The organism is Bacillus sp. OTU2372 (assembly GCF_038440275.1).
Classification (GTDB): domain Bacteria; phylum Bacillota; class Bacilli; order Bacillales; family Cytobacillaceae; genus Neobacillus; species Neobacillus bataviensis_B.
This window is the reverse complement of record NZ_JASATK010000001.1, coordinates 684,543-703,758: the sequence shown is the minus strand read 5'-3', so window position 1 is coordinate 703,758 and position 19,216 is coordinate 684,543. Positions and strand designations below refer to the sequence as shown.

Here is a 19,216-nt window from a genome sequence, read left to right as displayed (position 1 = left end):
TTCCTGCTACACATTATTTATACTAATAGCTTTTTTAGTTTTTCGGTCAGTGCAGGAATGACCCGCTTATAGTCCGAAATTACACCAAGATCTGCTCTTTTAAAAATAGGCGCTTCTGCATCTGAATTAATCGCCACTACCGTTTTGGCATTGGTAATCCCCGCCAAGTGCTGGCTGGCACCTGAAATACCAACCGCAATATAAAGATCAGGTGCAACAACAGCACCCGTTTGACCAACTTGAAGATTGGAAGGCACCCAGCCTGCATCGCATGCAGCTCGTGATGCACCGACTGCTCCCCCAAGCACATCTGCCAGGGCCTGAAGTTCAGTAAAACCATCAGGACCTTCTAGCCCTCGACCGCCGGAAACAATAATAGTTGCATCCTCAAGGCGGATATCGGACAAGGCAGATTGAATTTTAACTACAAGCTTTGTTAAAATTAAATCTTCCTTAGGTTTGTAATCAACAGAAATAATTTCTCCAGTACGTGATTCATAAGGAAAAGGAAAAGTTTGACTCTTTGGGCGGATACCAGCCACCACTTGGTGTCGTTTGGCTGAATACTCTCCGAATGCCTTATCTCCATAAATCGGTCGAACCCATGTGATTTTTTGACCTTCTGTTTTAAAGTCAACCACTTCCGTAATCGCCGATGCCCCAATTCGCGTAGCTATGCGGCCAACTAGGTCCTTCCCTATTCGATCAAAGGAAAGGACAAAAATATCTGCACCGGAATGTTTAAATACCGAATAAAGACAATCGACATAGACATCCACCTGATATTCGGCAAGCATGGGATTTGAAACCGTGTAAACCTTATTAGCACCGAAAGCGAATGCTTCCTTTGAACCAGACACGGCAGCAGGACCTGTTAAAACAGCTGCGACTTCCCCGCCTGTGCTGTTTGCTAAATGGCAGGCAAACGCTAACGCTTCCCGAGAACCGGAACTTAAGGCATCTCCCTGCTGATTTACAAAAACAAGAATTTTTGACATGTTTGACGCCTCCTATAGAATCTTGAGTGCCAAGAGCTTGTCAGCCAATTCACCCGCGAGTTCTATTCCATCCGTTCCAAGCAGCAATTCACAAGTGCTTTCTCTGTTTAACACATATGCCCGGTCAAGTTTAACCCCCGGCTGACAGCGCACTGCATCCAGTTCTAAATCATCCGACTCATATACTTTGATTGGTTTCGTTCTGGCTAGCCTGATAGCTTTTACCTTCGGCAGCCTCGGAACATTTGTCTCAGAACTAATAACCGTGAAAACTGCTGGAACAGGAACACTTACCACGGTGCACCCGTCCTCTCCCTCACAAGTAGCCTTGACATTTTCAGTGTCTATTTCTATCTCCGAGACTAATGTTAGACAGTTCATTTCCAGCTCTTCAGCTAGTACTGGTCCTACCAGTCCCTCCTCGATATCACTAGCTTGACATCCAGTTAAAACTAACTGCGCACCGCCAAGTTCCTTAATCGTTTGGGCAAGGATATGTCCAACTGCCTGACCATCCAAATCTCCCCAATCATCGTCCCAAACTCTAACGGCATGGTCAGCGGTAAAGGCAAGCGCTCGGCGCAGTACATCTTCTGATTCATCATCACCTAAGCAGAGTGCCGTAACGATAGAGCCTGGGGTTTTGTCGCGAATCTGAATGGCCAGTTCAAGTGCATTTTCTGCGAAGGAGTCCAAGACCATATCTGCCTCTCCATTTTCCGGACGATTTGTTTTGGAATCTATCCTAAAATGTCGTGGTGTAATTTCTGGGTCATAAGCCTGTTTAAGACATACGACAATATGCATTTCCGAATCACCTCGTTTTCTTAAAATCTATTTTTTTATAAAAAGTGCTTTTTACTTAACGGAGTTAGTTTCACTTCCTCTAAAAGCTAATCCCCGCTCCTGTTTTGGGTCAGGGGATCCTTCGAGGTTGTAAAGTTCACGGAGTCTTTCAACTGCTTCTGCAGGTGGTTTGGCATTGAAATATCCACGGCGCGTCATGTAGACACCTGAGTTTTTGCGTAAGTCCACTAAGGACTCACACATCTTGATACCGGCAGCAAAGGAATCTATCACCGGTACGTCGCCAATTCTCGAAACTCCATGGGTGGCGAGGAATACATTCATGGGTCCCTCTCCCGGAACAATGACATCAGCCCCATCAGCAATCGCCATTTCTGCGGCCTTTTTAAAAGAAGCAATGACAGGCTCCGGATCACTAAAACCGGCTAGGACATGATCAAACCCTACATCAGTTTGGATAATTGGACCCAGTTTATTGCCTAAACCATAGCGGGCGGCATTTTGGCGAAGTTCATCGGCAAGCGGTCCAAGGAAATTAACAACGCCAATGTTATCTCCAAGCATGGACGCCATATGAAAGGAAGCCTGGCCATAGCCTACTACCGGAATATCAACGAGAGTACGTGCTTCTAAGAGACCGACATCGGGAATAGTTGCTATAAACATGGCATCATAACCAGCCTTTTCTGCCAGTAAAGCTGCACGTACAAATTGTTCACGGTGTAGGTTTTGCAGGTAAGAATAGGTAATAAAATGACCAGGATAATGGGTTGGATAGGTTTCTTGCAACATACCATGTAAAACGACCTCCACATCGGGCCTGACAATCTTGCGAACATGATTGACAATCGCATCGCGATACTCGGGAACCCGATCAATAGTGGTTAAGCTTTGATGCCAGATTTTCACATTCATTACCTCCTTTTTTCATTTATCTATCATCCTTTTTCATATAAATCGGGGGAATCTCGATTTTATCGACATTTCAAATTATTGGAATTAATTATTTTTCAACTAACTCCGATAATGCCTCAGTCGCAGCCACCCTGCCAAACACGGCTGCCTTCCCAAGGGAACTTCCCGTCATATAACCAGCACCATGGAACCCGCCGGTTACCTCCCCAGCAGCATACAATCCCAGGATTGGTTCACCAAACGGATTAATGACCTGTGCAGCGGAGTTGACGGCAACCCCTGCATAAGTTGCCAACATGGCGACTGTCGATTCAAATGCATAAAATGGTGCCTTTTCAATCGGTGTTGGTTTTCCATAGTCATGTGTTAATGTCTTCCTGCCAAAATCAGGTTCCTCGCCGGTTTGAATCCCCTGATTGTACCTAGAAATAGTTTCTTCTAATACCTCCAAAGGGACATCAATACAATCTGCCAGTTCTTCTAATGTATCCGCCATATAAAGAAGGCGGCGGCGGTGGAGCAGCTCTAAATCATAGAGCGGGTCATCGGCCACACTTTTAGCCATCACGGATTGATCCCACACTTGATAAGTAATATTATCTGGCTGCTCAAAGGCTGCTTTTCCTAGCAGCTTATAGGAAATCGATTCATTAACGAATCGCCTCCCCAATTGGTTCACCATGATTGCACCTTTATAAAAGGCCAGCCCCTGCGTTTTAACTGCGCCGGATGCACTCGGATGGAATCCGTATGTTCCGTTCAAATAAGGTAAATCAATAACCCAGGCCCCGTGTTCCCAGGCCATCTTAATACCGTCTCCATGGTTCCCGCTCCCGCCAATTCGAAGGGCTCCCTTTAAATGTGGGGCAAACTGTTCAAGCAATGCCTCATCCTTGGCAAAACCACCGGAAGCAATCACTACCCCTTTGGCCGCTTCAACTGTCTTTTCGGTCCCTTCCAGCTCATAAAGGACTCGATCGATTCGCCCTGCTTCGTTCTTTAGCAGCCGCTTGGCAGGTGCACAAAAACGGATGGTTACATTCGGAAGCTGTTTTGCTCGTTTATATAGTGTTTGAATGGCTTGATGCGGGTCAATAATGTGTCCACGAGGAACACTGTGGCCGCTTACCGCCTCTAATGAGCGAAACTCTATCCCATGCCCTGCAAGCCATTTATAGGTCTCCAACTGATTCTCTGCATAAAACGTTAGTAACGAAGGGTCATTCACGCCTCCGCCCACTTCTATAAGGTCGTTTAAAAGAGATTGATTGGAATCCACTATGCCTGTAGCCTCTTGCATATCAGTTCCGGCAAATGCCATATAGCCAGAACTTAAGACAGTGCTCCCGCCCAGCTCGTCTTGTTTTTCAAGGAGGAGGACATGGGCACCTTTCTCACCAGCCTCGACTGCCGCACACATGCCGGCCAGCCCTCCACCTAAAATAACCAATTCATAGAATTCCATCGGTTCACATCCTCTTACATTTGTTTTCTATTATTTTTCTAACTATTAAAGTATTTACCTTCGTGAGTAATATCGATTTGCTCGGATGAGTCTATATCTAAATTCTTATCTTTCGTTTCTGGGAATACCCAAGCCCAAAGACATAAAGCGAAGAAAAATCCTGCCCCCATTAGTATGATTGGTTGGTACCCATAAACCGGAAAAATTGCAGCCGTAATTAAAGGCGGGGCAAATGCAAGTCCTCTTCCAATTTGAAGAGCCCAAGAAATCCCTGTACTTCTCACATCAGTTGGAAATATCTCACTAAATAACGAACCAAAGATGGTAGCTCCATTCGATCCCATGTATAAGAAGAAAATGGGGACAAGTATCCAAAAAGAATGCAATAATGAATCCCAAGTAAAATATAGAAGCAAACCGCCAGCAGCTGCGATAAATGCTAAGTACGAAAGAGTAATCCTTCTTCCCCACCGGTCGGCTGTATAGCCCCCAATAAGTGAACCAACCAATCCGGCGAAGGCTGTAAAGAATAACCACCAGGCTGTTTTCCCCATTTCGAACCCTTCATATTTTACTAGGTAAGTAGGTAAAAAGTTGGTTATTCCATAATAGGCAAAATATTGAAATACAGCTGCAACCAAAGCTATGATAAAAGGCTTCCAAAAACGCTTCAGGCCAAACTTCTTTTTAAAACTAGGATTACTAGAATCCCTAATTGTTTTTTCCCATACCTCTGATTCCTTTACATCTCTTCGAAGATATAACGCTAATAATATTGGAAGCGCTGAAATGGCAAAGGTCCACCTCCAACCAATAATAGGTAAAATAAATCCACCCATTAGTGCCCCGATAAAAATCCCGATATATGCTCCTCCATATAGAAGACTGCTCCAAAATCCTCGTTGTTTAGTTGGAACCACTTCACTAACCAATGCCTGGCCTGCACCATATTCACCGCCAAGTCCAAATCCAGCAATGGCTGTCCAAATCACTAACCATGTATAATCAAAAGTAAACGCTCTCATTAATGTTGCAATACAAAAGATGACTAGAGTCCATATCAGGATTTTTTTTCGGCCGATCTTATCTCCCAAAATCCCAAAAATAATTCCACCCAACGCAAGGAAACCCAATTGGACTGAAAACAAAGAAGCAACTTGTTCGGTGGTTAAAGACAGGGATGCAGCCATTGGAATGACTAAAAAACTAAGGACAAAAACCTCATAGTAATCAAAGATCCAGCCAATATAAGCACCAAAAAAAACTTTATACTTGGCGGAGTCCATTTTTTCCGGTTGATTAGGATAATTAGTTGTGCTCAGTATAAGAACCTCCCCGCTTTAAGCATTTTTTGTTGCAATTAAACTCTAGGAAATACTTATAGAAGTCCGGCCAATGAACTCTATCAACAAAAGTCCTTAGGCGGGTTAAGAATACAAGTTTTATAAAGATCGTTACTGATTTATTTATTCGAAATTTTTGATCATTTCTAATGCGGCTTCACATACCTGCATATCATGTGTATAGTGTCCACCACTAACTCCGATACCACCGATCAGCTCGCCATTAATTTTAATAGGAAAACCTCCTCCGAAAATAACCAATCTTTCGGTGTGGACAATTCCATGAAGCAATGGTGGGTCATTCTTAATTTTGTCGTACCATTCATGTGTCGGTCTGTTATAAGCAGCTGCGGAAAAGGCTTTATTCTGCGAAATCTCCAAACTTAACACTGGTGCACCGTCCATTGCCGCAAATGCTTTTATATTACCTGGTTTATCAACAATCGCAATGCTAAACGGGATTCCGAGTTCCTCTCCCTTAGCTAAGGCTGCTTCTAACAATTTATTTGCCAATGCTAGACTAATATTTTTTGTTTCTACTACCGTTTTTAAATTTGTCATGATTCTTTCCCCTTCCAACTATTAAAATTAATATTTTTATACGTTAACAGGCCGACCGCTGCCAAATGCTTCCACGGCAGTGGCTGTTACAGCAACAGATTTAGGCAAACATAAATCGACAATGACATTGGCGATATCTATAGGTCGCAGCCAATTGTCTTTATTCACATCAGGTGCTAAATCAACCATCATCTTTGTGTCTACAGGACCTGGGCAGACAGCATTTACTCTAATTTTGTATGGCTTTAATTCTTCACCCAATGCTTTGGTGAAACCGATGACCGCATATTTTGATGTAATATATGCACTTCGATCGGGACCACCTTTCGTTCCCCAAATAGATGAAAGATTAATAATTACGCCGTGCTTTTTTTCAATCATTTTCGGCACGACTGCCCGTGAACATAAAAAGCTTCCCTTTACATTGACATCTTGTAAAAAGTCCCATTCTACCACGCTTGTTTCTAGAAATGATTTTAAACTCATTACACCAGCATTATTTACTAATATGTCAACGGAGCCGAGTTTTTCTTCTGTTTCTTGTACTGCTTGATAGACATTGAATTCGGAACGAACATCTCCGAAGATGGAGATGGCTTCCCCTTTTAATTCATCCTTAATATAAGCAGCCGTATCTTTGCTTTCCGCTTCGTTATCTGAAAAAACAGCTATTTTGGCACCTTGTTTGGCTAGTAGAATACAGGTTTGCCTGCCTATTCCCCGGCCGCCGCCAGTCACAAAGGCTACCTTGCCTTTTAATTCCAAGAAAATCATCCTTTCCTTTAATGACGTAACATAATGGCTTTTTATCTAATTTTGCTTAAACCTCGAGTTTCTTTGACTGACACACATAGGATACGGCATGTTCCCCGGCCCTGCGTCCAAATACAAGCCCTCTTAATACCGATGTTCCGCCTGGATACTTTCCGTAATACAGCCCTGCCGTTTCACCCACCGCATATAAACCAGGAATGGCATCTTGATCCTGTGATAAGACACGGCCATTTGTGTCGGTAGCCAAACCGCCATTTGTGAAAACATTCGAGCAGACAATTGGATAGGCTATATAAGGTGCCTGATCAATAGGGATTGCCCAATTAGACTTTGGAGGGGTTATTCCGACCGCTTGTTTGCCATCTTTTTTATCCCAGTGAAATTCACCCGGTTGAATGGCGGCGTTATAGGATTCCACGGTAGCTGCTAATTGTTCAGCCGGCACACCAATCTTCTCGGCTAATTCTTCAAGCGTGTCAGCAACTATAGCAGGTTTATCCGTTTCTACTGCGCGCTCATAATTTGGAATGTCATACATTTTTTGATCACCAATCATATAGGCGATATGACCAGGAAGATCATGGAAGATTTTCCGGGCTACTTCTTCATATTGCTCGTCAACAGTTGTTTTTCCCTCATCGACAAAACGGTTTCCATTTTGATCAACCAAAATGAAGTAAGGATAGGTCATGACAGCCGCTTCTTCCCGCTTGCTTCTTGGGTCGACCGGTTCAGCATGGAACGAATCAAACTGGCCAGCTGTTTTTGCCCCGATAGACATCGCCATCCGAATGCCTTCCCCTTTGTTGAATAAGCCGCCCTCGGCAACTGTCCGAATCTTATGGGCATCTCTGCCAACATATTGGGCCATCATCTCTTGATTTCCCTGGAATCCACCGGAAGCCAATACAACTGCTCCGACTGTTAATTGGAGGGATGTTCCGCCTTTTACACGGATCATTAACCCATTGACGGTACCTTCTTCATCTAAAAGTAATTTCCAAGCTGCCGCTTCATAAATAATCTCAACACCCAGTCCACCTGCACGGCGCGCTAATGTGTCAATAATCGCCCGTCCGCCGCCCACTGGCAATAAACGCGGCTTCGATGCGGTTAAAAACATCGTTGGCAGGTAGTCGAACTCAACCCCTTTTTCCTCTACCCACCGTAATGTGCTGCCGGCGTTCTCGGCGAGAGTTTCTATGTACTCTCGATCGGAATAGTTGTCTGAAAAACCCAGCATATCTTCCACGAAGTTGTCGGCTACTTCATCGAGATTTTTCATTCGCATATATGAAGCTGTCCAACGGGAGTTCCCGCCCCTGTGGTCATAATCGGCCCGTTCCAGGATAGCAATTTTTAAGTTTTTATTTGACTTTTTCGCTGTTTCTGCAGCAGATAATGCTGCTGAGGTACCAGCCACTCCACATCCAATAACTACAATGTCATAATCTACTTCTCTCACCACTTCAGCATCCTCCTCTAAATGAGTTGTTACTTATTAATTAATGAATGATTTTCTGCAAACTTGTTTTCCCATTCTTTAATCTGATTGAGTTTAAAGAGGGATTGGCGTTCTTCCCATGTACAGATCAACTCGTGAACATTCTCTTGTGAACCTTCTGCTTTTAAGATTTTTAGTGACTCCGTGATACCTTTAATCGCTGATCGAAGAACGGTATTCGCACAAAGCATGATCTTAAAGCCAATCTCTTCCGCTTCTTTTAAAGAAATCAGCGGGGTTTTACCGCCTTCTACCAGATTAATGATTTGGGGTATCTCGGTTAATGAGCTAGTAATCTGATGCAGTTGTTCCATTGTCGTAGGTGCTTCTACAAAGATGATGTCAGCTCCAGCCTCCGCATATGCATGTGCCCGGTCCAAGGCATCCTCCATCCCATTTACAGCTAATGCATCAGTCCGGGCAATAATCGCCAGGTTTTCATCTTCCCTTGTATCCAAGGCTGCTTTGATTTTTCCAACCATTTCACCTTTTGAAATCACATCTTTTCCATTGAAGTGGCCGCATTTCTTTGGTGAAACCTGGTCTTCCATTTGAATAGCCGCAACACCAGCTCGTTCAAACTCACGAACCGTCCGCATAACGTTAATGGCATTGCCAAACCCTGTATCGGCATCGACGACGATCGGAATTGTTGTTACATCTGCCATGCGAGCTACGATATCAACCACTTCTTTTAAAGAAGTCAGCCCGACATCGGCCCAGCCTAATTGGGCATTAGATATTCCAGCCCCTGTGGCATATATTGCTTTAAACCCCATTTCTTCTATTAATCTAGCAGACATAGAATCATAAGCTCCTGGCAGGATAAATGATCCTCGTTGTTTCAAAAGTTCCTGGAACTTTTTTGTTTTATTCATTTATTGGATCTCCTTTTTTATTTATGCACATTTAAATTTTAGAAAATTAAAACATTAATTACAAAGGTAAAAACTATTCGATTTTTGGCAATTTACCAATAATTTTTACTAGTTTTTCTTTTAGAAAATCAATTTAATAGTTTTTGAAATGGTGAAAAATTTTTAAAAAGAGGTAAAGTGTTTTTTACTTATTAATTTCAAGATTAATGGTGAATTAGAGGTAATTTATTTAATAAGTAATAATCAAGACTATTACTTATCCTGTTCCATACTTCTTCAGGAGCATCTATGTTTGCAAATAAACAACAATCAATAAATTTATTCTTAACTTCATCAAAAGTCACTATAGGAAGGCAACGTTCTATTTGTCTTTTAGTTCCTTAAGGAGTTATTACCTTAATATCACCTTGAGGAAGCCCAAGAGTATTAGGTTGTGTCTGTTCAATCTTTACAAGCTTTGACAATTCTAATACTTGCGAATTCATAAGAGCCTTATCTGGAAGATTATTCAAATTGACATTTCCACGCACAAATGTAAACGCAACCATAAAAGGGATACTAAATTTAGCATCTTGTTATGTTTTGGGATGGCAACGCTCCGGCATTGGATAACATAACATACTTGCCGTTTCATTTACTCCGACTACAAGGTTTTCGATTTGATTGTGTTTTACTTTATTTAGTCCACCTTTTTGGGTTCTGTTCAAAGTTAGCTTTTTGCTAATATTTTTAAAAAAATTTTAGAGTTTTTGCCGTTATATAGCTCTGAATATTTTCTTTTTTTATCTTATCATCCATTCCAAACAAAACTGTATTTCGAAGAGTGTAACCAATCCCTTTCGCTAATTGAATTCCTTCTATCTTCGGTTAACCGCTGGTGCCAAGTAACCGAAACCGCTGAATCACTCTTTAAGAATCGTTCCGAAACATTTAGAAGTGGGATCATTTCGTTTTCACCTGTCACAAATACCTCTATTTCTTGTGAATGACATCCGCTTGTTAACGTAACAGCATATTTGCCCTGACCTGGCAGAGTATAGTAAGGTTTAACTTTCAACGCACCGCCCTCCCATTCGCATCCCACTTCATAGGAACGTCCTAAAAAGGCAGGCAAGTCCTCTACATTTCCCTTTGATAATTTTTCCCGAATGCTTGTTGAACTAATTTTCTCTCCACGGCATTCGACTTTATTGACTTTTGTAACTTTGAGGATTCCGCCTGAATCTCGTTTCAAGCGTTCCATATTCCCTTCACCGCGAAAGCCATACGTATAATCAAAACCAGCAACTGCATGGACCACACCGAGATCGAGTAAATATTTAGCAGCAAACTTTTCTGGCGACAGCGATGCGAACTCCCGATCGAATTCAACAATATAAAAAATATCGACACCAAGTTCAGAGAACAGTTTCTCTTTCTCAGGTAACGGCATTAGATATTCTACTTTTGTTTTTCCATTTGATAAAACGGTTTTGGGATGCGGAAAGAAACTCATTACCGTTAAAAGTAGATTTTCCTCTTTTGCCTTCCTAAAAGCTGTTTGAATGACTTCACGGTGACCGATATGAATGCCGTCAAAAAATCCTAGCGCCATGACGCTCGGTTTTGCCTTTTGCTGCCAGTGTGTCAGATTATCTGGATTCAAATAAATCGTTTCCATGCAGGTGCCTCCTTCTTAGTTCACATTAAGCCTTACCCATTAATCGATACGTCAAAGCCAAATTGTGTTTTTCCAAACGCTTCAACCGAGTCTTCGTAAAGATTGGATCGATGTGTACATACTGCCAAAAGATCGCGTATGAACATTTCGATCGGATCTCCTTTAAACATCGAAAATCCTCCAAGTGTCAACAAAACTTTCACGGCAATGTCCGCTACGTTTTTCGTGATTTTTGCCCTAATTGCAGCAAATTCACCACGTTTATCTTCTTTTCCCATTTCATAGTTTTCTAATAAAGAAATATATTTGTCTAATAGACCTTCTGATTCGTAATATTTAATCGTTAATTCTGCTAATACCCCCTGATGACGGGAATCTTTAGCAGAATTTCCTCCTAATCGGACCCGCTTTTCCGTCCGTTTCTTAAATTCCTCCAATAAACGCTCTGCGCCGCCTAGCGCGACCATAGGGAATCCGATACAAAAAGATGAGAAAAATGGAACATCATAAAGAGGATAGTCTTTATCATAACCTTCAGGAGGTCTGCCTGTACGATCTGCAACAGTAAGCCGTATTAGATGTTGCTTTGGCACATAGACATTATCGACAATTACCTGGTTGCTTCCTGTTCCCCTAAGTCCTAACGTATCCCAATTTTCCACTATTTGTACATCAGATACCGGTAATGTCAGCATGCATAGTTCATTCTCTTCGTTGTCGTCTATTTTTATTCTCACTGCAAGAGAAACCCAGTCGCTATATAAGATTCCGCTTACAAAACTATACTTACCGGTGATCCGAAAACCATCCCCATCCTTTTCCACTTTCCCTATGGGAGCAAAGATATCTGCGATTAATCCCCCCTGATTAATCACTTCTTCTGCTCCCTGTTTCGTCATAAAAGCTACTAAACTATTATGGATGGAATAAAGAAAAGTTAACCAAGCAGCAGAGGTATTATATTTTCCAATCGTGCGGATAATCTGGGAATACTCTCTTAAATTTACTTGAGGCTCTCCGTATTTTTTCGGCAGTAATAACTTGGATAGTCGAGCTTCTTTCATCGCATCAATCACATTTTTTGAAACGGTTTTGTTTTGATCTGCTTCGAGCGCTTCCGATTCTGCAATTTTCCCAACCATTTCTGCCCCTTTTAATAACAAACTCAAATCAGATTTGTTTTCATCCAATACATTGTTTACCATATTTCGCACCCCTTTTTCATTTTTTCTCCAAGTTTATTTTAATGAATTGAAATTCATCAACTTATATCTTTAGACCATCGCTTTCCTTCGCCTTATGGATAAATCGTGCAGCATTTTCACCTGCAATCTTTCCAAAAACAGAACCTGCCATTAAGCCTGCACCACCAGGATAATTAAAGTAGAATAAACCACCTACTAGCTCACCGGCTCCATATAATCCTGGAATCGATTGATATAAAATATCCTGCACCTCGGCGTTCGAATTTATTTTCAACCCGCCAAAAGTAAAGGTGATGCCGCATGTAACAGCGTAGGCTTCAAATGGGCCTTCATCCAGGGTATTTGCCCAATTGGATTTCCTAACCGCCTGCCCTTCTGTACACTTGCCATCCTTGATATTAGGATTAAACGGAATATCAGCCCGGACCGCCTCATTGTACTCCTTCACAGTTTGCAAAAATCCGTTTGGATCGACACCGTCAAGCTTCTCAGCCAATTCTTCCAATGTATCTGCTTTGACTTTTGTTACTTGTTTGCCACGATATTCTTCCCGTAATAGACCAGACACCTTTTGATCAAATATCTGCCAGGCAAATTGCCCAGGCTGTTCCAGTATCAGTTTGCCGTATTTTGCATACGTATAGTTGCGAAAGTCTGCGCCTTCATCAACAAAGCGTTTACCCTCCGCATTTACGATAATGCCAAATGGATAGCTTAGCCTTTGAAAACCTTCTGTAAATTCCGGCAGGTAACGGTCTCCGCCCACCGAATGGCAGCCTGACCAGTTTCCACTGGCAATTGCACCAATATTTAATGCCATTTGAATCCCTTCACCCGTGTTATAACGGCTGCCTCTAGCATGAGCTAAATCCCATTTCGGACCTAAATACCGTGTCCGCATTTCCGGGTTGGCGTGAAAGCCCCCAGAAGCTAAGATTACGGCTTTAGCACGGACTTCCGAGGTTCTCCCTTTATATTTAAAAATAACCCCATGAACTCCTTCGTCATCATGAATCAGTTCTGACGCCATGGCATTAAATAATACTTCCACACCTAACCGGGAGGCTTCCTCGTACAGTGACCCGACTAAACCTGGACCACCGCCGACCGATTCAGCAATCATACCGCCCCAAAATTTGAATTTACCATCTACTTTAAATGCTTGTCGGCCATAAATCGGCACATATCTTATCTTATGGGACACAAGCCATTTCATCGTTTCAAAACTATTGCCAGTTAGGAGTGATGCGAGCTCTGGATCGGTGCGGTATTCCGTCATTCGGCACATATCATGAAAAAATTCTTCTTCCGGGTAGGATCCGAAGTCTGTGTTTGCAAAATCTTCCGCTGTAAGGTCAGGCATGATTTGTTTTAAATCTTCCTCGCCGTCATAAGCAAACCGGATGGAACCATGCGTGTATGTGCTGTTTCCGCCTTTTTCGGATTCCGGGGCCTTTTCAAGTACCGTGACCGAAGCACCATTTTCTCGTGCAGATATGGCTGCACACATAGCGGCATTACCTGCTCCAACAACCACTATATCTGTTTCAAACTTTCTTATTTCAGTCACAAACCTCTCCCTTTCTTTTAAAAAAGCTGACTCAATATGGTGATGAGTCAGCACTTTATTTAAGCTTCAATGGTCGGCTTATTCATTTCCTTATCCATCACGGAATCCCCCCAGTAGGTGTTACCAATCGAGTGCTCTTCTTCTGTCCATTCAACAGGCTCCCAATCGGGCTCAAATATTAAATAGGAACCGCTAAACAATTCCACTCGGCAGCCGCTGCCAGGATCTAATACATAGAGATAAAAAGCTTGAGATACACCATGCTTTCCAGGTCCGATAAAATTAATCCCGTTTTCTTTTAAAATATCAGCAGCCCTTAAAATGTCTTGGGCGTTATCATGCCAATAAGAAATATGATGCAGCTGGTTTGGTGTTTGCGCCTGGGGTCTTGAAATGACAGCAATATCGTGTACCAAAGGAGTAACACTCATCCAGCCCGCAACTGTTTTACCACTATTGTATTTAACATATTCCCGAAGCTTAAAGCCTAATTGGCTTCCCAAGTAGTCAATAATTTCGCCTACATCCATCGAAGTAGCAATATTAACATGGTCAAACCTTCTAGGTGAGCAGCCGCGCGCCCAGGCTTTATAGGTCTGATTTTTCAAGACGGATCGTCTCTTTTCATCTGCCTTCGGTTTTTCTACGTCATAATAGATTTCGAAAGAATGATTACTCGGCAGTTTAAACCGGATGGCCCGTCCTTGCCCTGTCTCTTCGCCTGCTTCAATCCATCTGACTTCTGTTCCAGCTTGTTCTAACAGCTGCGCAAACCCTTCGACATCCTCAGGACGCTTGGTTCTCCAGGCAATGTGATCAATATAGCCTCGCGCGCCCCTTGTAAGGGAAAGCGTATGATGTTCAAAGTCGCCCCAAGCACGCAAATAATAGATCCCATTTTTCTCTTCGGTTACTTCCAAGCCTATTACATCTCTGAAAAACCACAGTGATTTTTCAAGGTCGGGTGTAACAAGCGCCACATGTCCCAGCTTTGCAATTTCCGGTAAAGTCATTCCCAAAACCTCCATTAGAGTTTATTAGAAAAATAATCTTGGATTAATTGATTAAAACTATCTTTCTGTTCAATTTGCGTCCAATGTCCTGTTTGACCGTAGACATGAAGCTGGGCATTTGGCAAATAAGATAGCAGGTAATAGCTTGACTCAATTGAGCAAACCATATCGTCTCGTCCGTGTACTAATAAAATAGGGTGTTGAATTCGTTTTAAAGCCGTAACCGGTATCGGAACAGCAGCAGTAGCAAAGATGGCATCATTGGATCGTTGAATTTCCGGACGCATCGCAGTTTCATAACGGGATTCTGCCAGGGCATCAATTTCCGGTGCTAGTTTTTCAGCATCATAGACAAACCAGCTCATAATCTGACGCATTTTCTTTTCCGACGGATTATCATAGAATCCCTTCGCACGGGCAAGCTCCGTACTAAGTTTGGTATTAGGTGTCCCGCCCGGTCCCATTAAGACAGCACTTCTAAACCGTTCCGGATGCTCCAAGAGTAATTCAAGAGCGATCGAACAACCTAACGAATTGCCCACTACATGAGCTTTTTGAATTCCCAATTCATCCAACAGTTCGATGAGTTGATTGACCCAAAGGTCGGTCCAGCCCTGGCGATTCTTTGGCAGCGTTTCGGGATGGCTGCTATTGCCGAAACCAAGCAGGTCCGGAGCAAGGCAATCATAGTGCTCACTGCAGGCATTTAATGCATAGCGCCAATTCGCCCATGCATAGACACCCGGTCCAGATCCGTGTAAAAATAAAATTGCCTCTGAGTTTCCTTCCCCTGTACGATTAAGAAATGTTTCAAAGTTTTTGGTTTTAATTACTTTTTGTTTGATCCGATCCAAATTAAATTCTCCCCTCTTTAAGTAAGGCGTTAATGAAACCCTTTACATTTCTTTACAATCTAGTTCTTGATTAAATTTTAAAAAATTGAGTATTTTAATTCTAGAGAAAAAACCATTTGATTTATTTCTATTTTTAACTATTTTTTATTGGTTTTGGTAGAAATTTTATACGTAAAAAAATCCGGGTTTTACGCCCGGACTTAAGTACGGTAACCTAATGACTCTATTAATTTGGTACTTCTATGATACTGTCTTCTACCATATCTGACTTATTATTAGGGAGTAATTTAAGTGTAGTAAGAGTAATCAAGCTGATTAGAAGAAAGCCAGCAATGATAAACATGGCTTGAGTAAAATTGAAAATGCCCATAATCATCGGCCCCACAAATCCCCCTAATGAGGAAAGAGTGCTTACTAACGCGATGCCAGCTGGTGCCGTTGATTCAGAGAAAAAGAAGGTAATATAAGCATAAAAAGTTCCGGATATCCCATATAGTCCTGCTGAAGTAATCGAAAGCATTAAAACCATCATTGGAACACTTGACACGAATGCACAACCTAAAAAGCCTATCATCGCCACTGTTACACATGCTGCTAAATGCCTTTTGTGTGAATTCGTTCGGTCTGCATTCCAACCCGTAAACAGAATAGAGGGAATAGCTATAATGGAAGGAATCATGGCTAGCCATCCGATCTGCAGATTGGTTGTAGACGAGGCAGATAAAGATTTAATGATCGTTGGCATCCAGTATGACAAGGCATTGACTGCAATAAAACCAGCTATATTAAATAAAGCTAACTTCCAAACTTTTGAATCCTTCAACATACCTAAATGGGAGGTTTTATTTAACTTCGCACTCAAGGATCGCTCCTTGTCCAATTCCCCTTCGAGCCAAGTCTTTTCCGCTTCGGTTAACCACTTCGCATTGGCAGGTTTATTGGTCAAATAAAATAAAACGACAATCCCCAAAAGTACAGCCGGTATTCCTTCCATAATAAACATCCATCTCCAGCCTGCTAAACCCCCCCACGTAATGGTGTCCATAATCCAAGTTGACAGTGGTGCTCCAATTAACGCACTTAATGGCAAGGCAACGAAAAATAACGCGGTTGCCCGCCCCCTCTCACGGCTTCGAAACCAATAGGTTAAGTAAAGCACGATTCCAGGAACAAAGCCTGCCTCAGCTGCGCCCAGTAAAAACCGTAAAATGTATAAGTGAGTGGCGGATTGAATAAATGCTGTTAAGATCACCACAATTCCCCACGAAATCATAATTCGTGAAATCCACAATTTAGCCCCTACTTTGTGCATAATCAAATTACTTGGAACTTCAAAGATAAAATAGCTGATAAAGAATAAGCCTGACAGTAAGCCGAATGCCTCTGCGGTTAAGGCCAAATCAGCATTCATTTCTAAGGCAGCGTAGCCCATATTAACCCTGTCCAAGAAAGCCACAACATATAAAAGTAAAATAAACGGCAAAATTCTTTTCATCGTTTTCTTGACCGTACTTTTTTCAATCGATTGACCTTGATTCAATATCGTTTCCCCCTATCCATTAATGAAAACCCTTACATCTAATGATTTTAGAAAATTCAATCATTTTTTTCTAGAATAAATAGTAGTTAACTTCTTGTGATTTTTAAATAATTTATATTGGAAATGATTTTTCGGTAATTTTTATTGGTTTTTCAAACAAAAAAAGCACTCCTCTTGATGGAATGCTTAGCAGGATTATATTTCTAGTTCCCCTAATGCCAAAAGTGAATCTAAAATTAACTGCAACTGATAACTTTGTGTGGAATCACGTAAATCTTTATGAAGCAGGCTTTCAATTTTATTAATTCGATACATAAGCCCACTCATGGATAAGGCCAAATCATCCATCGTTTGCTGCAGTTTACCTCCATTCGCTAGAAACACATAGAGGGTTTTAACTAATTCCTTTTGTTTGGCCTCGCCTAGTTTAAAGAGCGGTCCTAATTCTTGTTTGGCTATTTTCTTAATTCCGCTCACATTTTTGGAATTAATCAACACACCGACAATTCCTAAATCTTTAAAATGAATTATCTTCTTTCCTGTTGCCATCCTTAAGGCAATCAATGATTCTTCTAAGGTTTCCATAACACTCTCAATCTCTTCAGAGGAGTCACTAATTCCCATTTTACATTCATAGAGGGAATGCGTTGTTTCAACATGCTTTATCATTTTACCAAGATGACTTAACAGTTGAGCTGATTCGGGGATCAGCATAATAATTTGACCTCCATACTGGCCAATTAACGCTTTATACCCCTGGATATCTAAATACTTGGCAATGGTCTCGAGAAATTGGTCGTATTGGTCTTTCCTAAAGCCTGAGGTATTCCCCTTTTCCTTTAAGTCAAATGCTGCCACATAAAACGGTTCTTCTAAATTAATACCCATGTACCTGCCTCGATGAATCACCTCTTCTCGGGCAGAATATTGGCGTTTTAGGATTTGCTCCAAAAAGTAACCCTTCATTTTTTCCAGAGCTTCAAAGCTGGTTTTTTCATTCAAGAGATACAAGGAGGCGGCATTTGCTACCCGTTCAATAAACATGATGTTATTGTCTTCTGTACTAGTCTCTGAACGTTTGGGATAGAGGAAGCTGCAATAACCAATTACCTTTTTTTGGACAATAATCGGTGTGATCAGGCGTTCTTGGTGTACTGTTTTCAATCTAGTTGTTTCAGTAAACAATGGCAGACTCGGATTGTTTTTTCGACTTTTTCGGACCAAACTATCTTTTAATTCGAGACTTAAGTTTTCGTAATCTTCTTTATTGATTCCTGCATAAGCAATTTTTTGGAAGCCTAAATCTTCAATGGAAATGGGCAGGCCTAGTAGTGTAAAGGTAATGTCAGCTATGTCTTGAAGATTACTCCCATTAGAGACACTTTCCGTTAATTTTTTATGGAATTTGGAAACCATTTCAACAAGTTTGCGCTGCTCTAATAATTGCTCGTAGGTATACTCCAGTTCCTCGATGATATTAATTTCGTTATAAAATTTTAATTCCTCTTGAATCTCAGCACTCCAATCTTCCTGCAGCCTCGCTTCGAAACAGCATTCGAGGTCCCCCTTGGCAATACAGCTAATTTCTTTTACAATGACACTTTTTTTACAAACAGTAGACATATACCCGCTAGCATAGCCGGTTAAGGTATGACAGGCTGGAATATCTGATTGACCATGATGCTTTAGGTGTTCGTTTGCTTCAAAGGAATCAATCCATTTTCCTTTGCCAAGGATCGATTTGATCGTGTCAGAATCGCTCATTTCGATAATTCGTTCCGATTGAATATCCTTAATATGGCCTGTGCTTAAATGAAGGATCGAAGCTTGCTGAAGGAGTTCATCAATATTGGAAGTTTTTTTCATTGCTTCCTCGGCATCGGTAACACCAAGACTCCAACCGTAACGAAGCAGAAATCCCTTTGCCCTTGTCATTCCCAAATTCTCAATAATGCCTTTACGTAACAGTCCAAATGCGGAGGAAGTGGTGATCATTTTTTTATTCTTTTCTTCACTAGTAGTTAGCTCCAGTATATTAGCCAGGTTTCCCTTCATGGCTACACCCCTTATCGACTAATTAGAATAGAAGCATTCTTTATACAAGAAAGACTCCTTATTGTTTCATACAA

Annotated in this window: 16 protein-coding genes; all 16 read right to left on the bottom strand. The window is 41.7% G+C overall.

The annotated features are described in order from the left end of the window. Positions 1-17: 17 nt before the first annotated feature. A complete protein-coding gene (locus tag AAHB15_RS03400; RefSeq protein WP_342041734.1) occupies positions 18-998 on the bottom strand; it encodes an electron transfer flavoprotein subunit alpha/FixB family protein in 981 nt (326 codons plus the stop codon). A gap of 12 nt (positions 999-1,010) precedes the next feature. Beyond that, on the bottom strand, positions 1,011-1,805 hold the full coding sequence (locus AAHB15_RS03395) for an electron transfer flavoprotein subunit beta/FixA family protein (RefSeq protein WP_335572346.1): 795 nt from the start codon (positions 1,803-1,805) through the stop codon (positions 1,011-1,013). 51 nt (positions 1,806-1,856) lie between these two features. Further along, the gene (locus AAHB15_RS03390; protein ID WP_342041733.1) at positions 1,857-2,714 is read right to left on the bottom strand and encodes an aspartate/glutamate racemase family protein; all 858 of its coding nucleotides are present in this window, start codon (positions 2,712-2,714) and stop codon (positions 1,857-1,859) included. A gap of 94 nt (positions 2,715-2,808) precedes the next feature. Further along, positions 2,809-4,185 (bottom strand): FAD-dependent oxidoreductase, encoded by a 1,377-nt coding sequence (locus tag AAHB15_RS03385; protein WP_342041732.1) that lies wholly within the window; start codon positions 4,183-4,185, stop codon positions 2,809-2,811. Positions 4,186-4,223: 38 nt separating this feature from the next. After that, positions 4,224-5,471 (bottom strand): MFS transporter, encoded by a 1,248-nt coding sequence (locus AAHB15_RS03380; protein WP_335572349.1) that lies wholly within the window; start codon positions 5,469-5,471, stop codon positions 4,224-4,226. Between the two features lie 180 nt (positions 5,472-5,651). Next, complete coding sequence (locus AAHB15_RS03375) at positions 5,652-6,089, bottom strand: GlcG/HbpS family heme-binding protein (RefSeq protein ID WP_335572350.1); 438 nt, start codon at positions 6,087-6,089, stop codon at positions 5,652-5,654. Positions 6,090-6,125: 36 nt separating this feature from the next. Beyond that, the gene (locus tag AAHB15_RS03370) at positions 6,126-6,863 is read right to left on the bottom strand and encodes an SDR family NAD(P)-dependent oxidoreductase (protein ID WP_335572351.1); all 738 of its coding nucleotides are present in this window, start codon (positions 6,861-6,863) and stop codon (positions 6,126-6,128) included. A gap of 46 nt (positions 6,864-6,909) precedes the next feature. After that, complete coding sequence (locus tag AAHB15_RS03365) at positions 6,910-8,331, bottom strand: FAD-binding protein (protein WP_335572352.1); 1,422 nt, start codon at positions 8,329-8,331, stop codon at positions 6,910-6,912. A gap of 26 nt (positions 8,332-8,357) precedes the next feature. Continuing rightward, positions 8,358-9,245: an isocitrate lyase/PEP mutase family protein gene (locus tag AAHB15_RS03360; protein WP_335572353.1), complete on the bottom strand. Its 888-nt coding sequence runs from the start codon at positions 9,243-9,245 to the stop codon at positions 8,358-8,360. Positions 9,246-10,035: 790 nt separating this feature from the next. After that, positions 10,036-10,905: an FAD synthetase family protein gene (locus AAHB15_RS03355; protein WP_335572354.1), complete on the bottom strand. Its 870-nt coding sequence runs from the start codon at positions 10,903-10,905 to the stop codon at positions 10,036-10,038. 32 nt (positions 10,906-10,937) lie between these two features. Continuing rightward, entirely contained in the window at positions 10,938-12,110 is a 1,173-nt protein-coding gene (locus tag AAHB15_RS03350; RefSeq protein WP_335572355.1) for an acyl-CoA dehydrogenase family protein, read from the bottom strand. 61 nt (positions 12,111-12,171) lie between these two features. Continuing rightward, positions 12,172-13,680 (bottom strand): FAD-dependent tricarballylate dehydrogenase TcuA, encoded by a 1,509-nt coding sequence (gene tcuA, locus AAHB15_RS03345; protein WP_342041731.1) that lies wholly within the window; start codon positions 13,678-13,680, stop codon positions 12,172-12,174. Between the two features lie 59 nt (positions 13,681-13,739). Continuing rightward, positions 13,740-14,693, bottom strand: coding sequence for a VOC family protein (locus tag AAHB15_RS03340; RefSeq protein WP_335572357.1), 954 nt, complete (start codon positions 14,691-14,693; stop codon positions 13,740-13,742). 14 nt (positions 14,694-14,707) lie between these two features. After that, positions 14,708-15,547, bottom strand: a complete 840-nt coding sequence (locus AAHB15_RS03335; RefSeq protein WP_342041730.1) for an alpha/beta hydrolase — start codon at positions 15,545-15,547, stop codon at positions 14,708-14,710. A 226-nt stretch (positions 15,548-15,773) separates the two neighbouring features. Further along, a complete protein-coding gene (locus AAHB15_RS03330; protein WP_335572359.1) occupies positions 15,774-17,087 on the bottom strand; it encodes an MFS transporter in 1,314 nt (437 codons plus the stop codon). Between the two features lie 195 nt (positions 17,088-17,282). Next, positions 17,283-19,142 (bottom strand): XylR N-terminal domain-containing protein, encoded by a 1,860-nt coding sequence (locus AAHB15_RS03325; RefSeq protein ID WP_342041729.1) that lies wholly within the window; start codon positions 19,140-19,142, stop codon positions 17,283-17,285. Positions 19,143-19,216 lie beyond the last annotated feature (74 nt).

What these genes read in the sequence shown, in the direction of transcription:
- AAHB15_RS03400 (WP_342041734.1), bottom strand. Translation starts at nt 998, where the DNA reads ATGTCAAAAATTCTTGTTTTTGTAAATCAGCAGGGAGATGCCTTAAGT.
- AAHB15_RS03395 (WP_335572346.1), bottom strand. Translation starts at nt 1,805, where the DNA reads ATGCATATTGTCGTATGTCTTAAACAGGCTTATGACCCAGAAATTACA.
- AAHB15_RS03385 (WP_342041732.1), bottom strand. Translation starts at nt 4,185, where the DNA reads ATGGAATTCTATGAATTGGTTATTTTAGGTGGAGGGCTGGCCGGCATG.
- AAHB15_RS03380 (WP_335572349.1), bottom strand. Translation starts at nt 5,471, where the DNA reads ATGGACTCCGCCAAGTATAAAGTTTTTTTTGGTGCTTATATTGGCTGG.
- AAHB15_RS03375 (WP_335572350.1), bottom strand. Translation starts at nt 6,089, where the DNA reads ATGACAAATTTAAAAACGGTAGTAGAAACAAAAAATATTAGTCTAGCA.
- AAHB15_RS03370 (WP_335572351.1), bottom strand. Translation starts at nt 6,863, where the DNA reads ATGATTTTCTTGGAATTAAAAGGCAAGGTAGCCTTTGTGACTGGCGGC.
- AAHB15_RS03360 (WP_335572353.1), bottom strand. Translation starts at nt 9,245, where the DNA reads ATGAATAAAACAAAAAAGTTCCAGGAACTTTTGAAACAACGAGGATCA.
- AAHB15_RS03355 (WP_335572354.1), bottom strand. Translation starts at nt 10,905, where the DNA reads ATGGAAACGATTTATTTGAATCCAGATAATCTGACACACTGGCAGCAA.
- AAHB15_RS03350 (WP_335572355.1), bottom strand. Translation starts at nt 12,110, where the DNA reads ATGGTAAACAATGTATTGGATGAAAACAAATCTGATTTGAGTTTGTTA.
- AAHB15_RS03340 (WP_335572357.1), bottom strand. Translation starts at nt 14,693, where the DNA reads ATGACTTTACCGGAAATTGCAAAGCTGGGACATGTGGCGCTTGTTACA.
- AAHB15_RS03325 (WP_342041729.1), bottom strand. Translation starts at nt 19,142, where the DNA reads ATGAAGGGAAACCTGGCTAATATACTGGAGCTAACTACTAGTGAAGAA.